The organism is Asticcacaulis sp. W401b, from assembly GCF_046503825.1.
GTDB lineage: Bacteria > Pseudomonadota > Alphaproteobacteria > Caulobacterales > Caulobacteraceae > Asticcacaulis.
This window is the reverse complement of the sequence record NZ_JBKFEE010000005.1, coordinates 233796-249873: the sequence shown is the minus strand read 5'-3', so window position 1 is coordinate 249873 and position 16078 is coordinate 233796. Positions and strand designations below refer to the sequence as shown.

The window sequence follows — 16078 nt, the reverse complement described above, 5'->3', positions numbered from 1 at the left end:
TGTGTCCGTCGTCAGCCCCAGACCTCTATCTGCCAGACCTCCATCTGACTGCATCCGTTCCTGCAAAGGCACCGTCATGATCTCGCGTTTCTTTATCCATAGACCGATCTTCGCCTGGGTGGTGGCCATCGTCATCATGATGGCGGGCCTTCTGTCCATCGCCAACCTGCCGATCGCCCAGTATCCGCAGATCGCCCTGCCGCAGGTGTCGGTCAGTGCCTTCTATCCGGGCGCTTCGGCCAAGACGGTCGAAGACTCGGTCACCCAGATCGTCGAGCAGCAGATGAAGGGCATTGACGGCCTTTTGTACATGAACTCGACCTCGGACTCGAGCGGGGCGGCCTCGATCACCCTGACTTTCAAGGCGGGGACCGATCCGGACATCGCGCAGGTTCAGGTGCAGAACAAGCTGCAATCGGCCATGCCGCTCCTGCCGCAGGAGGTGCAGCAGCAGGGTCTGACGGTGGCCAAGGCGACCTCCAGCTTCCTGATGGTGGTGGGCCTCTATTCCGAAGACCCCAATGTCTCCGAACATGATCTGGGCGACTACATGTCCTCGACCCTGGTCGACCAGCTCAGCCGCGTCGATGGCGTCGGCACCATCCAGAACTTCGGAGCCCAGTACGCCATGCGTATCTGGCTCGATCCGGCCAAGCTGACCAGCTACAGCCTGACGCCGACCGACGTGATGAACGCCATCCGCGCCCAGAACACGCAGGTCTCCGCCGGGCAACTGGGCGGTCTGCCCGCCGTGAAGGGCACGGTGCTCAACGCCACCATCACGGCGCAGTCGCGTCTGACCCGCATTGAGCAGTTCCGCAACATCATCCTCAAGAACACCTCCGGCGGGGCCGTGGTGAAGCTGGAGGACGTGGCACGCGTCGAACTGGGGGCGCAGCAATATACCGGCACGGTGAAGTTTAACGGTCGTCCCGCGACCGGGGTCGCCATCAGCCTGGCCACCGGGGCCAATGCGCTCAATACCGCCAATGCGGTGAAGGCCAAGATGGCCGAACTGGAAAAGAACTTCCCCAAGGGCTACCACTACGTGGTGCCGTTTGACACGACGCCGTTTATCGAGCTGTCGATCCATGAGGTCGTGAAGACCCTGATCGAAGCCGTCGTGCTCGTCTTCGTCGTCATGTTTCTCTTCCTGCAAAACTGGCGCGCCACCATTATCCCGACCATCGCCGTGCCGGTGGTGTTGCTGGGAACGTTTGGTGTGCTGGCCGCCTTTGGCTATTCAATCAATACCCTGACCCTGTTCGGGTTGGTGCTGGCCATTGGGCTGCTGGTCGATGACGCCATCGTCGTGGTCGAAAACGTCGAACGCGTCATGCACGAAGAGAAGCTGCCACCCATGGCCGCGACCATCAAGTCGATGGAGGAAATCACCGGGGCGCTGATCGGCATTGCGCTGGTCCTGTCGGCGGTGTTCATCCCCATGGCCTTCTTCGGCGGGTCGCAGGGCGTCATCTATCGCCAGTTCTCGATCACCATTGTTTCGGCCATGGTCCTGTCGGTGGTCGTGGCCCTGATCCTGACGCCAGCCCTGTGCGCCACGCTTCTTAAGGCCTCTGATGCCGAGCATCAGGACAAGAAGGGCTTTTTCGGCTGGTTCAACCGCAATTTCGACCGCATGGCCAATGGCTACCGCAACACGGTGGGTAAGATTCTGGGGCAGGGCGGTCGCTATATGATCGTCTTTGCGGTGATCGTCGGCCTGATGGCCTTCCTGTTCACCCGCATCCCGACCTCCTTCCTGCCGGAAGAAGATCAGGGGATCATGTTCTCGCTGGTGCAACTGCCGCCGGGGGCCACGGATGAACGCACCAGTCAGGTCATGGATCAGGTCGGCGCGCACTTTGCCAAGGACCCGGCTGTGGAGTCGAACTTTACGGTCAGCGGCTTCTCCTTCGCCGGTGTCGGTCAAAATGCCGGTATGGCCTTCGTCCGCCTCAAACCCTTTGAGGAGCGCAAGTCGCCGGACCTGAAAGCCCCCGCTGTCGCCGGGCGCGCCATGGGTGCCTTCAGCCAGTTCCGTGACGCCATGGCCTTTGCCATCGTGCCGCCGGCGGTGTCCGAACTCGGCAACTCCTCAGGCTTCGACCTTCAGCTGAAGGACGTCGGGGGTCTGGGCCACGAAGCCCTGCTCAATGCCCGTAATCAGGTGCTCGGTATGGCGGCGCAGAACCCGTCGCTGATGGCCGTGCGTCCCAACGGCATGGAAGACACGCCGGAACTGAAGCTTGACATTGATCAGGTCGCCGCCGGTTCGATGGGCGTAAGCCTCAGCGACGTCAATGCCACGCTTTCGACCGCGATGGGCGGGGCCTATGTCAACGACTTTATTGACCGCAACCGCGTGAAGAAGGTCTATGTGCAGGCCGATGCCCCCTTCCGCATGAAGCCGGAGGATCTGAACCAGTGGTATGTGCGTAATAATCAGGGTCAGATGGTGCCTTTGTCGGCCTTCACGACCGCGCACTGGGCCTATGGTTCGCCGCGACTGGAACGCTATAACGGCGCGCCGTCGATGAATATTCAGGGTATGGCCGCGCCGGGCAAGTCGTCGGGTCAGGCCATGGCCGAGATGGAGAAGATCATCGCGCAACTGCCCCCCGGCATCAGCTATGAATGGACCGGCCTGTCGCTTCAGGAGAAGCAGTCCGGGGCCGAAGCGCCGATGCTCTACGCCCTGTCGATCTTCGTCGTCTTCATCCTGCTGGCCGCCCTCTATGAGAGCTGGTCGATCCCGGTGGCCATCGTCATGGTTATCCCGCTGGGCGTGCTGGGGGCGCTGATTGCCACCCTGTTGCGCGGCCTGTCTAACGACATCTATCTGCAGGTGGCCTTGCTGACGATCATCGGCCTGTCGGCGAAGAACGCCATCCTCATCGTCGAGTTTGCCAAGCACAACCACGAAAACGGCATGAATCTGATCGATGCCACGCTTCAGGCCGCCCGCGTCCGCCTGCGCCCGATCATCATGACGTCTATGGCCTTCACCTTCGGCATCCTGCCGCTGTTCTTCGCCGATGGCGCGGGGTCGGGCAGCCAGAACGCCATCGGTACGGGTCTGGTCGGCGGTATCCTGTCGGCCACCTTCCTGGCGGTGTTCTTTATCCCGCTTTTCTTTGTCATCATTGAAAAGATGTTCAAGGCGGACGAAAAGCACCTTAAGACTCTGGCGGCGGAGCGCGAAGCTCTGGCGGCGCTGGAACAGTCGCGTCACAACCGTGAGGACCACTAATGACACGCTCGCTTAAACTCGGTCTGATGCTCCCGGCCACGGCTCTGGTCCTCAGCGCCTGTACGCTGGCCCCGAAATATGAGCGCGGCACCCTGCCGGTGGCCGATCAGTTCCCGACGCCGGCCACGGCGCAGGGAGAGTCGGCGGAAACCCTGCCGTGGCAGAAGGTCTTCCTCGACCCGCGTCTGCAAAGCGTCATCTACGAGGCGCTGGTCAATAACCGCGACCTGCGCATCGCCACGCTGAACGCCGAGCGCGTGCGCGCCCAGTACAGCGTGCAGCGCGCCAGCCTGTTCCCCGGCGTCAATGGCACGGTCAGTGGTCGCCGCGGCGATACCGGCACCGGTACGGACACCGAGTCCTACAGCGCCGACATCGGGGCCTCATGGGAGCTGGACCTGTTCGGGCGCGTGCGGTCTTTGAGCAATGCTGCGCTCAATACCTATTTCGCCTCGGCCGAAAACCAGAAGGCGGCCAAGGTGTCGCTGATCTCGTCTGTGGCCACGGCGTGGCTGACTCTGGGCGCCGATCAGGAGCAGTTGCGCCTGTCGCGTGAGACCCTGCGTCTGCGCGAAGAGAGCCTGTCCCTGACGCAAAAACGCTTTGACCTCGGGGCCACCGACGCGCTGGGCCTGCGTCAGGAGCAGACCCTGACCGAACAGGCGCGCGCCGATGTGGCGCAACTGGAAGCGCTGGTGCAGCAAGACAAGAACGCCCTGCGCCTGCTGGTCGGCGTTGAGGTCGAAGCCGCCAACCTGCCGAATGCACTGCCGGAAAACGCCGTGCTGAGCGACCTGCCGGTCGGCCTGCCGTCGGAGGTGCTGCTGAAGCGTCCGGACGTGGTGGCCGCCGAGTTTGATCTCAAATCGGCCAATGCCAATATCGGAGCGGCCCGCGCCGCCTTCTTCCCGCGCATCTCGCTGACCGGTGCGGTGGGCAAGGCCTCTACCGACCTCAACAACCTGTTTGACGGGGCCGATACCTGGAGCTTTGCGCCGTCGATCTCGGTGCCGATCTTCGCCGGCGGGGCCAATATCGCCGGGCTGGAAAGCTCGAAAAAGGCGCGGGATATTGCGCTGGCGACCTACGAAAAGTCGATCCAGACGGCGTTCCGCGACGTGGCCGATGCCCTGGCTGTGCGCTCGACCATCGACACGCGCCTGACGGCCCAGACCCGCGTGGTCGAAGCCGCCAGCGAGACCGAAGCCCTGTCGCGTGCCCGCTTTGATCGCGGCGTGGATTCGCGCCTGACCCTGACCGACGCCCAGCGCACCCTCTACGGCGCGCAGCAGGGCCTGATCACCACGCGCCTGGCGCGGGCTCTGAACCTGACGCGGCTTTACGCGGCCACGGGCGGTGGTCTGCAATAGATTTATTGCGACGCTTTGCGCTTTGACCGCCTGAGGGAACCGGAATATCGTTCTCTCAGGCGGTTTTTTGTATGATCTCTCTCAATCCCCATCTTACCCTGACGGTTCAGTCTCTGGGCCATGAGGCGCAGCCCCTGATCATTGTCGATGAGGTGCTCAGCGATCCGCAGGCCCTGATCGCCGAAGCCGATGGGGCGGCCTTTCGCACGCCCGCGCCCGGATCGCGTTATCCCGGCCTTAATGCCCCTTTGCCACAGACCTATAAGACGCTGGTGGCGACGGAGCTTCTGCCGCGCCTGTTGCCGCATTTTGGTGTGACGCCGCAGCCTTTACCGCTGTTTGGCTTTTTCGGTGTGGCCACGCAGGCCCCCGACGCCATGGACGTGCGGCAGGCCGCGCCGCATATCGACGCCTTCAGCCTCAACAGCTTTGCCAGCGTGCATTACCTGTTTGAGGGGGATCTGGGCGGCACGGCCTTTTTCCGCCATCGGGCCAGCGGGCACGAGCTGATCACCCCCAGCCGCAGCTATGGCTTTGAGCGCGCCAAACGGCTGGAACTGGATGGTTTTGAGGGTAGCGGCGAAGCGGCACGGGCGCAGTTTTTTGAGCCCATTGCCGCTATTGAACCACGCTTCAACCGGCTGATCTTTTACCGGGCGGGACAAATCCACTATGGTCAGGTGCAGGCCAGCAACCCGCGTCGCCTGACGGCCAATCTGTTCTTTGGTATCCGATAGCTACCGCTTTTGGCCTTATTTAAAGGCCGCCGCGATCTCGGCTTTCAGCGCTTTCAGCCGTTCGGGGGTCAGTTCGCCATAGGCTCCGCGGGCCTGAGCCGGCAGGTGCGCCATGGCCGCCTCGCTGTCGCCAAAGATAAACAGCTCAAACATGTGACGCCAGACGGCCTTCTGTTCGTCCGGCAGGTCCCTCAGCGCCACCAGCGCTGCTTTGAAGGCCAGTCGGGGCAGGGGGCGGGTGGCGTCCGCGTCGTTCCACCAGTAATTGATGAGGGCATTGAAAGGGGCCAGAGACTGCACCTGATGCCACCAGCCATAGGGGATGTAGAGGGCGTCGCCGGGTTCCAGTTCAGCGACCTGCGCGCTGTCCAGTGCCGCCCGCAGCCGGGGCCAGCGCGCGAAATCCGGGTTGCGGATGTCGGGCAGGCTGAGCGGTGCGCCGCCGGGGGTAAAATCGTCAGGGCCGGGGTAGAGATTGGCCTGCTGATCCGGCGGGAACAGGGTGAAGCGTCGTCGTCCGGCCACGACGCAGGCGATATTGCGCATCAGGTCGTAATGGGTCTGTGTGGCCACATGGGTGCCCAGCCACAGGCGCGGCTGGACCTGCGGCGGCAGCAAGGGCATCGCGTGCGCCTCGGCAAAGCGCGGCAGGTAGGTTTCGGTGGGCAGGGACTGCACGTAATAGCCGCTGCCGTCGGTCGGCGGGGAGAGCAGCCTTGGCCAGATGTCTTCGAGCCATTGCGGCGTGGTGCGGAAATTCACGCCGGTCAGGCTGGCGTCATAATGACAAAGCCCGTTCGCTTCGGGGGGCAGGATGGACAGCGGCACCTTCAGTCCGGCATCGAGATCGGCCAGCAGCGCCGTGACGGCCTGATCCGATTGCCGGGCTGCGGCCACGATGGGCCAGTCGGCCACCAGTTGCTTCAGGACAACCGGTTGCGCTGCCGCCTGCACGCCCGCAAAGGCCTCCGCCGTCACGGACTCTATCGTGCGGACGGGTGTCATCCGGCGCTGGCCATGCGCATCTTCAGATCGGCGGAGGGCGCAAAGCGGCGCACATAGTCTTCGTGGCTGGGCAGGCTGTCGGCACGGCTTTCCAGCATCTTGCGCCAGCGGCTCATATGCAGACGCAGATCGGCGGCTTCGATCGTCTCCACGATCGGGTGACTGGTCTTGGGCAGCAGGCCCTGCCCCATCATGACCGCCAGCCAGCTCGTCTCCCGGAACAGCTCCGGTTCGCGCGCGATCAGCAGTGCGGTTTCGCGGAACATCTCCAGCCGCTCTTTCAGGCTGTCCGGCATCTCCATGGCCTGCACCCAGCGCCAGAAGGGCGTGTCGTCGCGTTCGCTGATCTTGTAGTGGGCGATCAGGAAGTCCTTGATATTGTTGTAATCAAACAGGACGTCGCGATTATATTGCGCCACGACGGAAGGCACGATCCCCGTCTTGGGGAAGAGGGAGAGCAAGCGGGTAATGCCCGATTGCACCAGATGGATGGCCGTCGATTCCAGCGGCTCAAGGAAGCCGGAGGCCAGACCCAGGGCCACTACGTTCTTGTCCCACACGCGCTTGCGGTGACCGGTAACGAATTTCAGCAGGCGCGGCTCGGCCAGAGGCGCGCCGTCGAGGCAACCGAGCAGTCGCGTTTTGGCGTCTTCGACGCTGAGGAACTGATCGGAGAAGACATAGCCATTGCCCGTGCGGTGTTGCAGCGGAATCCGCCACGTCCAGCCCGCTTCGCGCGCCGTGGCACGGGTATAGGGCGTGATGTCGGCGACGCGCTCACAGGGCACGGCCACGGCGCTGTTCATCGGCAGCCAGCGCGACCAGTCTTCGTAACCGCAGTTCAGAGTCCCTTCGATCAGCAGGCCGCGGAAACCGGAGCAGTCGATAAACAGATCGCCTTCAAGGCGGCGGCCATCGGCGGTGACGACCGCCGTCACAAAGCCGCTTTCGGGGTGCTGTTCGACGCTGACGATGCGGCCTTCGTGGCGTGTGACGCCGCGTTCAGCGCTGTAATTGCGCAGGAATTTGGCATAAAGCACGGCGTCGAACTGAAACGCATAGTTCAGACCGGGCTTGTCGCCTTCGGCCGCCAGATGCCCGAAGCGCCCCTTATAGGCGGCGACGGTTTCCAGATTGAACTGCGTATAGTCGTAGTCACCGCCCCGGCGGCGCCAGTCGGCCAGCCAGTAGTGATGGAAGGGGAAGCTTTCGATTTCCCGACCGCTGTGGCCAAAGGGGTGGAAATAGCTGTGCCCTTTGGCGCGCCAATCGACGAACTCGATCCCCAGCTTGTAGGTGGCGTTGGTTTCACGCACGAAGGTGGCTTCGTCGATCCCCAGCAGGTCATTGTATTTGAGGATGGGCGGGATGGTGGCTTCGCCCACACCGACAATGCCGATTTCCTCTGACTCGATCAGATGGATATCGAGCGACTCCCCCAGTGTTTTGGCCAGGGCAGCGGCGGCCATCCATCCGGCGCTGCCGCCCCCAACGATCACAATCTTCCTGATGGTCTGTTGCATCCGATAAACCCTATACAGTGGCTGCCCGTGAGACGGCATCCGGGGTGGGCATGGCCTCGACCTGCTTGCGCACATAGCCGAGGACCGTTTGAAAATGGCGGATCAGTTCGGGTTCCGCAAGCTGATCGGCGCGCACATCATGGGCCGCAGGCAACAGCCCGTGGCCAAGGCCCGCGGCGATCCACCACGCCTCGTCGAAGGTTTCGTCATCGTACACCGGCAAGTGACCACAGGCGGCAAACACCTCGCGCTTATAAGCCAGTTCCGGCGGCAGGCTGACGCTGCGCAGATGGTCCCAGATCGGCTGATCGCGGCGTTTGTTGAGACTGTAGAGCCAGATCTGCGCATCGCGCAGACGGTCATAGGCCTGACCTACGGTGCGGTTGTACACGGCGCTTTCCAGCCCGGATGTGTCCAGCGGGAACAGGGCCGTCAGGTGCGACAGGCCGAGCAGCAGGGCGGGCATCCGCGCGCTGCCCAAAGGATCGAGCACGGCGGCGGCTTCGCCCAGCCCGATGACATTGCCAGACCAGGCCGGGCGACGGCCCGCTTCAAAGGGTGTCACCGTCGCCTGCGGATGCAGGTTCATCTTCACCACCATGGCCGCCGTTTCAAAGGCCTCATCGTCAGACAGCTCGTCGCGGATGTAGGCCTGTTGCACAGCGGTATAGTCGCGCAGCGGGAACAGTCCGGCCCAGCCTGAGCGGAAGGCGGTGATCTGCGCATAGGCCGGAAGAGGCGCCGCGGGGGCGGCATAGGTGGTCAGCAGGCGGTCAAAGGGTAGCCATTGCCGCCACGAGCTAAAGCCTGTCTCCGGCATCTGGCTGAGCAGACGTGCGTCGCTGCCTGTGGTGTCGATAAACAGATCGCCTTCTACTGTTTGCCCGTCGGACAGGACCACGGCCGTCATCTGCGGGCCCTTCACGACGGGAGACACGTGCACGGCGGGCAGATGCCGCACCCCGCGCTTGATTGCCACCTGCCGCAGCATTTCGGCATAGGGGGCGGCGGGCAGGTGAAAGCCGCGATCGGCGTCGGCAAAGCCGCTGAGGTCGGCCTCCGGGGTCAACAGACGCCCCTGCTTGGCACAGGCGGCATTGATGGCGAAGTCTTCAAACGCCACGTTCATGCCGGAGGCGCGGGCCCGCAGCCACAGATGATGGAAGGGCACGTTTTGCAGGGCCACGCCTGTGCTGGAATACCCGACAAAGACCGGCGGCGCGGTCTTGGCCCATCCCACATATTGCTGACCCAGCGTGAAGGTCGCCCCCAGCGCCCGCATCAGCACCGCTTCCTCCAGCCCCAGACGGGCGTGGAAGCCGGCCTGACTGCCCAGTGTCGGCAGCACCTCGCCGGGGCGCAGCAGCGACGGCAGCTCGACAGCGGTAAAGCTCAGATCACTGCGGGCAAAGGTGCGTTGCAATACTGCGGCGGTCAGCCACAGGGCCTCGTCACGGCCGACGATGACGACGTGGCGCACCGGTCGGACGGAGGTATCAGTCATGGGAAATCCCGCTGTTCGGATCGTAGCAATGGGCGGCCACAAACTCGGCGTGTGAGGGCAGAACGGCCAGATTGCTGTCGATCTTGCGTTTGAGGTCTTTCAGATAGCCCGTCAGGGCCTCTTCGCTTAGGCCATCGGCCTGCCGGTCGTAGGCTTGCGGCATGACGTCCTGCCCCATGAAGACGGCAATCCAGCTTGCCGGGGAAAACAGGCCATCCTTGTACTGCTGAACGTGGCCGCGGTGGCGGAACAGCGCCATCTTTTCCTTCAGGCTGTCCGGCACAGGCATAGAGCGCACATAGTCCCACAGGGGGCCCTGGCTCGCCGAATTGGCGTGGTAGTGCAGGATCAGGAAGTCGCGCACCCGCTCATATTCGATGTCGATCAGGCGGTTGAATTCGCGCGCCAGCGCCGGGTCAAAGCGCGTGTCCGGCATCAGGCGCATCAGGAAGGTCAGGGCGATCTGCGACAGGTAGATGCTGGTCGATTCCAGCGGCTCCAGAAAGCCGGAGGCCAGACCGAGGGCGATGACGTTTTTGTGCCACGACGCCGTGCGGCGGCCGGCCTGAAAGCGCAGCAGGCGCGGCTCGGCCTGAGCGGGGGCATCCAGCGCACCCAGCAGCACCTCACGCGCGCGGTCTTCGGTGGTGAAGCGGCTGGAAAACACATAGCCATTGCCGGTGCGGTGTTGCAGCGGGATGCGCCACGTCCAGCCGGCTTCGCGGGCGGTGGCGCGCGTGTAGGGCGTCAGGTCGTCGGTACGTTCGCACGGCACGGCCAGCGCCCGGTCGCACGGCAGCCACGGCGTCCAGTCTTCCCAGCCTAAATTCAGCGCCTGACCGGCGATGACGGCGCGAAAACCGGAGCAGTCGATGAACAACTCGCCTCCCACGCTTTCACCGCTGGCCAGGGTCAGGCGTTCGACAAAGCCGGTTTCGGCGTTCTGATCGACGCCGGTCACCTGTCCTTCGATGCGCTGCACGCCGCGCGCCTCGCACCACTGGCGCAGATAGCGGGCATAGAGGACCGCATCGAAATGGTAGGCATAGGCGTAGGCGGAACGGATCGACTTGGGGTCTTCCACCGGAAAATCGAAGCGGTTTTCGCGCGCCAGCCGTATGGGGAAGGCATAGTCCTCGATGGCGCCGGGGTCCATAAAGGTGCGCGCCTTCAACCACAACTGATGGAAGGGGATACCGCCGGCCGACTGACCGTGGACGCCAAAGGGGTGGTGATAGCTGCCCGATGTGCCCCAGTCGCGGAATTCGATCCCCAGCTTGAAGGTAGCGTTGGTGGCGCGCATGAACTCAGCCTCATCAAGGCCAAGCCAGGTGTTGAAATCGCGCACCTGCGGCAGGGTGGCTTCGCCCACGCCGACAATGCCGATCTCTTCGGACTCGATCAGGCGGATGGTGCAGGCATCGGGCGTGAAGGCGCGGCTCAGCACCGCCGCCGCCATCCAGCCGGACGTACCGCCGCCCAGTATGGTGATGTTGCGAATGGGGGTCATCCCTGCTTCCCCTTTTGGCTTCTGATGGGTGGGGTCTTTTTAAGTGTCGCGATCTTAGAGGGTATTTTGAAAACTGTGAGGCCCCTTTTGGATAAAAAAGCGCGTCACTGTGTCTCATCCCCAGAAAAGCAATTGGCCCAAAAAGAATTGGCCCAGATAAAAACAGGACGCACCACGTGTGATGCGTCCCGTAAGGGTTTCCGTGAATGACGGAGGGAGAGGCGCGCAAAGGTCGTACCGCTGCGCGGGAAACGGGTTGTCCGGGAAAGAACGCCTCCCGAACAGCCTCATCCTACCGTTTGGAACGGTGTACCGATTAGAACTTCAGGCGAACCTGAGCCTGAATGCGGCGATCGTTCTGGAACCAGGCGTTCGGCAGCAGCAGGCGCGTATCGTTCGGGCTTTTCTGCGTCGGCCCATCGACTTGTTGCTTCAGCACGGTCTCGGTGTTGAGCAGGTTGGTGCCTTCGATCGAGACTTCAACATGGTCGTTGAAGCGGTAAGCCAGACGGGCATCAAGGAAGCCCGCCGATTCCTGCCAGATCGGCAGAGCGATACAGCAATCCTGCGAGGTCACCAGATATTCCGAACGCCAGTTGTAGGCCAGACGCGCCGACCATGCACCCTTTTCGTACATACCCACCAGGTTGAACGTCTTGTCAGACAGACCTTCCAGCGGCAGGTCGGTGAAGGAGTTGGCCGCCACCGACGTACCGCCACCGGTTTGACCGGAGGTGCCGTCACCCGAGTTCACAACCACGTTCGACGACTTGATGCCCTTGTTGTTGAGCATGGTGTAGTTGAAGTCGATACCGAGGCCGTTCCACGGGGAGGGCAGGTTGTCGAAGAAGCGCTTATAGGCCAGTTCCCAACCCTTGATGGCCCCACCGTCACCATTGACCGGACCACGCATACGCACCGAGCGGGTCACGCCCTGATTGGTGAAGTCGCGGAAGTAGGTGCCGTAGGTGATGTAGTCGTGGAACTGCTTATAGAACAGCGAGAAGGTGAACGACCCGGTCGAAGAGAAGTAGTTTTCGAACGACAGGTCGAACTGATCCGCCGTCACCGGCTTCAGATAGGGGTTCTGGGCATCACCGGTATAGGTCATAACGACCGACTGGATCTGACCGGCAGAGTTACACACAAAGCCCTTGCCGCAGACGCGATCCGCTTCAATGGGCAGAGACGCATTCACGGACGTATAGGCTTTCAGGTTACCGATATCCGGACGCGACATGGCGCGCGAAGCGGCCACACGCAGATACCAGGCATCATCCAGCGTAATGCGCGCGTTGAAGCTAGGCAGCCAGTTCTTGTGCGTGATGCTGTAGACACTGCGGGTATTATTGACCGTCATGAAGTTACGGTCAGCCTGCGTCACGTAGTATGACGCATTGATAACCGTAACCTCACCCGTGTCGGTCTGCTGTTTGGACGTCGGCTCAGTCGCGTAAGCAATCTGGTTACCAAAGTTGATACCACCCGTGCTTTCGTTCTTCGTCTCGACGTAGCGGACCCCGATATTACCCGTCACAGGGAACTTACCAAACAGCATCGCGTCGTCGCCCCCGAACTTCAACTGAAGATAGGCGGCGTTGGTGATTTCGGACACTTCGGCAATTTCGGACGGACGGAAGCACCCGTCCACCCGGCCCGAACGACGGCAGACCGGAACCCAGACGTTCGACACGTTGCCATCCGGATCATACTTCGGATTCGGGATGGTTTTCGTCGGGTCGTTCGGATCCGGAATGGTCTGGGGTTCAAGCGCGGCAGTGGTCCGAGGCTTATAGCTCGCACGGCCAAACATGTTCGCCAGACCTTCCTGGTCCCTCAGGAGGTCCATGTTCAGGTAGACGGCGGTATTGGCGTTGGTCAGACCGCCGCCATAGAAATCTTCGTCGAAGGAACGAACACCATAGGCCGAAGCGCTGGGGAACTTGGAGCCTGTGATGAAGTAGTTGTCAGCGGTATAGTTGGACCACGTGTTCACAACGTTAGCCCAGTTGTAGGTAGACCAGCGCACGGTCTGTTCACGTTCGGCATGGCGTACGCCGAACTTAAGCATATTCAGCCAAGGCGAGTCGAAGCTGTAGGCGGCGTCCGCACGTACGGCAAACTCATTGCCATCCGAATCCGTGACGTGATCCATCAGATCGTTCAGGCGGTAGTTTTGCGGGTTGGCAACGTCGCCGGGCATCGTCACGAAGCTGGTCGGCTTTGCCAGCGTGAAGGTCGGGTGTTCGCCCGTCATATCCCAGGTGACGTCTGCAAAGGTCGAAAGCGTCCCGGCGATGTCATAATTGGTCTGAATGGCATCGACATACTGAACGTCGAAGCTGGTGAACAGCTTGTCGCTGACCTGCCATTTCAGGTTAAACGAGGCGTCCCTTGTGTCGTTGACGCTGTCGCTGAAGCGGGTCGAGGTGGCGTAAGACGTGCCCCGTTGGGAACCGCCGCAGCTTTGCCAAGAATAACAGACCAGGTTACCGGTCGGCGAGTTTGCTCCGGGATGGGCGCCGATATTGCCATACCAAACATCAGACGAGGCTAAGAGCGTACCTTTTTGCAGGAAACCATTGGAATCGAAGGTACAGGTGGTGCCCGTCTTGCATTGGGTTTCATTCGCACCCGTGGCAAAGTACTCAATATCCTTGGCCCACATGTCGGTGCCGGTCGAAGCGGTCGAGACGTACTCTTCCCACTTTTCCTGCTTCTTCGACTGGTTGTACTGGAAGGTGGCGGTCATATTGCCGTCATTGCTCTTCCATTGAGCGGCAAAAGCTACGCCGTCGCGGATACGGTTATAGATATTGTCGCGCAGCGAAATGGCGGTCGGGTAGTAACGTTTGGCGGTCGTGCCCCAGGTAGCGGCGTTCGAGTGGATCGCCATACGACCCAGTTGCACGCCTTCCGAGTTGGTGAAGACTTCCGAGTGAGCGGCGTTGATCATCACGCCGAATTCACCCAGCTCCGTGTCCCAACGGTCGGCATAGATGCCCGACACCGAAGCGGCGCCCTTACCGACGAGATCGCCATAGGTATATTCAGCGGTCGCGGCCAGCACGCGGCCCTTCTGGTCGAACGGCAGACGGGTACGCAGATTGACCGTACCGGCGATACCGCCTTCGATCAGCTCAGCCGTCTGGTTCTTATAGACGTCCACGCCGCCCATCAGTTCCGGCGACACGTCCGACCACGACAGACCGCGGTTGGAGTCAGCGGTGAAGATGTCGCGGCCGTTGAATTCAGAACGCACCTGTTGCAGGCCGCGGACGACGACGCCCGACGGTTCAGCCGAGAAGTGCGCGGTATCGCCGGTGGCGGCGAAGCGGTTGACCGTGATGCCGGCCACGCGCTGAAGCGCTTCGGCGACCGACTTGTCCGGGAAGGCCCCGATGTCATTGGCCGTGATCGAATCGACAACCGTGTCGGCGTTCTTCTTGATCTGCTGGGCGCTCTGCAAGGCTTTGCGCGCGCCAACGACGACGACTTCCTGCGGCTCGCCTTCCTTGGGCGCGGTCTGCGCCTGTGCCGCGCCGGCCATAGCCACGCCGGCGGAAATCAGAAGCGCCATAGCCGAAACGCCGTGCTTCAACTTAACTGTCATGTGTTCAAGTCCTCCCTGACCGCTCTTCATCTCAAAAAAAGATTTCGGGGAGGCAAACAGCATGAAGACGTCATTGCGCCTTATGCACCCCACTCTTGTGAGCTTCCCGAAACCTGTATCCACTTTTTTATTGCCCGCCAGTCACACGACCAGACGGGATTACACCACAGGCCTATGCCTGACAGCGCTGACAATTACAGAATTATATCAACTCTGCGTTTTTGAAAACGCATTAAGCCAATTTGATTTCAAAATTATTTGCTAGCGCTACCATTAAAATCCGGCATCAACCGAATCTCATATAAAAAAGTCATAAATTACATTTACTTAACTTTCAATATCGTTGATATTTTTTTAGAGCGGAGCACTGCATGTGTGCTTTTTGTGCCGCATTTCATCTTTTCAGTTTCGTTTTGAAATACGCATTTTGACCGATAAAAAGCCGCACGGCCTTGACTTAAGGGGGTAGTGCGGTCGAATCTCCCTACCCTTACATGGGTATTCAGGAGGCCGGATGAGCCGCGACGTGGAGGCACTGAAAGCCGGAGATGAAGCTGAGATACGGACGCGTATCCGTAGGGCGACCGCGCCGTTTGTGGTGCGTGGTCTGGTGGCGCAATGGCCGGCGGTTCAGTGGGCCCACGAAGGCGTGACGTCGCTGGCGGCCTATCTGCAAGGCCTCGACAACGGACGCCCCGCCGGGGTTCTGACGGTCAGTGCGCACCTGAAAGGCCGGTTCGGTTACACACCCGATCTTGAGGCCCTGAACTTCAGTCACGCGCAGCAAACCCTCTCCGAAGTCATGGCGACGCTGGTGCGTCTGAGCGGCCATCCGATGCCGCCGGGCCTCTATCTGCAATCGGCGCCGGCCCGCGACCATGCGCCTGAGTTCGCCGTGCAAAACCCGATGCCCTTGCTGCCGCCAGAGATCGGGCCGCGTCTGTGGGTCGGCAATGCGACGCGGGCGGCGCTGCATAATGACCACGACCTCAACCTGGCCTGTCTCGTGGCCGGGAGACGGCATTTCCTGCTGTTCCCGCCGGAGCAGGTGGGTAATCTGTATATAGGCCCTCTGGGTTACACGCCCTCCGGGCGGCCGATCAGCATAGCCGACCTCGATACGCCAGATTTCGAGAACTTCCCGCGCCTGTGTGAGGCCTTTGAACACGCGCAGAGCGTGACGCTGGAGCCGGGGGATGTCCTGTTTATCCCGCGCTACTGGTGGCATCAGGTCACGGCCGAAGGGCCGGTGGGCGTGCTGGCCAATTTCTGGTGGGGCGGCTATGCGAATCCGCTGGAAGACCCAGCGGTGGTGTTCAATCAGGCGCTGGGGATTATGGCCGGGCTGAGCGAGGCCGATCGGGCCTACTGGCGCGAGATGTTTCGGCTGCACATTGCCGACCCGCGCCCGGCCCATTTTGAGCACCTGCCCCCTGACGCGCGGCAGATGACCGAGGCGGAGCGTCGCGCGCTGGTCGCCAGTGTCGAGCAGGCCGTGCGCGGCTATGTGTGTAAGTAGCCATAGAAAAACGGCAGGCCCGCAAGCCTGCCGTTTTCTTTAGC

The 16078-nt window shown here is 61.7% G+C and carries 9 protein-coding genes; 4 read left to right on the top strand and 5 right to left on the bottom strand.

The features are described 5' to 3' along the window. Positions 1–76 precede the first annotated feature (76 nt). The 3 genes from ACK8OE_RS13050 to ACK8OE_RS13040 all read left to right on the top strand — a co-directional run bounded on the left by ACK8OE_RS13050 (position 77) and on the right by ACK8OE_RS13040 (position 5360). Positions 77–3253, top strand: a complete 3177-nt coding sequence (locus ACK8OE_RS13050; RefSeq protein ID WP_410272871.1) for an efflux RND transporter permease subunit — start codon at positions 77–79, stop codon at positions 3251–3253. Next, on the top strand, positions 3253–4623 hold the full coding sequence (locus ACK8OE_RS13045) for an efflux transporter outer membrane subunit (protein ID WP_410272870.1): 1371 nt from the start codon (positions 3253–3255) through the stop codon (positions 4621–4623). The genes ACK8OE_RS13050 and ACK8OE_RS13045 overlap by 1 nt, the downstream gene beginning before the upstream one ends. A gap of 71 nt (positions 4624–4694) precedes the next feature. Further along, positions 4695–5360: a DUF6445 family protein gene (locus ACK8OE_RS13040; RefSeq protein WP_290798101.1), complete on the top strand. Its 666-nt coding sequence runs from the start codon at positions 4695–4697 to the stop codon at positions 5358–5360. Between the two features lie 15 nt (positions 5361–5375). Here the strand turns inward: ACK8OE_RS13040 and ACK8OE_RS13035 are convergent, their stop codons facing one another. The 5 genes from ACK8OE_RS13035 to ACK8OE_RS13015 form a co-directional block, all read right to left on the bottom strand. After that, positions 5376–6365 carry a cupin-like domain-containing protein gene (locus tag ACK8OE_RS13035; RefSeq protein WP_410272869.1) on the bottom strand — a complete coding sequence of 330 codons (990 nt, stop codon included), beginning with the start codon at positions 6363–6365 and terminating at the stop codon, positions 5376–5378. After that, positions 6362–7888, bottom strand: coding sequence for a tryptophan halogenase family protein (locus tag ACK8OE_RS13030; RefSeq protein WP_410272868.1), 1527 nt, complete (start codon positions 7886–7888; stop codon positions 6362–6364). Before ACK8OE_RS13030 ends, ACK8OE_RS13035 begins: the two co-directional genes overlap by 4 nt. 10 nt (positions 7889–7898) lie before the next feature. After that, positions 7899–9392: a tryptophan 7-halogenase gene (locus ACK8OE_RS13025; protein WP_410272867.1), complete on the bottom strand. Its 1494-nt coding sequence runs from the start codon at positions 9390–9392 to the stop codon at positions 7899–7901. Beyond that, a complete protein-coding gene (locus ACK8OE_RS13020) occupies positions 9385–10902 on the bottom strand; it encodes a tryptophan halogenase family protein (protein ID WP_410272866.1) in 1518 nt (505 codons plus the stop codon). Before ACK8OE_RS13020 ends, ACK8OE_RS13025 begins: the two co-directional genes overlap by 8 nt. Before the next feature lie 316 nt (positions 10903–11218). Next, positions 11219–14515: a TonB-dependent receptor gene (locus ACK8OE_RS13015; protein ID WP_410272865.1), complete on the bottom strand. Its 3297-nt coding sequence runs from the start codon at positions 14513–14515 to the stop codon at positions 11219–11221. 514 nt (positions 14516–15029) lie between these two features. On the opposite strand from ACK8OE_RS13015, the gene ACK8OE_RS13010 reads away from it, so the two are divergent. Beyond that, positions 15030–16034: a cupin-like domain-containing protein gene (locus ACK8OE_RS13010; protein WP_410272864.1), complete on the top strand. Its 1005-nt coding sequence runs from the start codon at positions 15030–15032 to the stop codon at positions 16032–16034. The last annotated feature ends 44 nt before the right edge of the window (positions 16035–16078 follow it).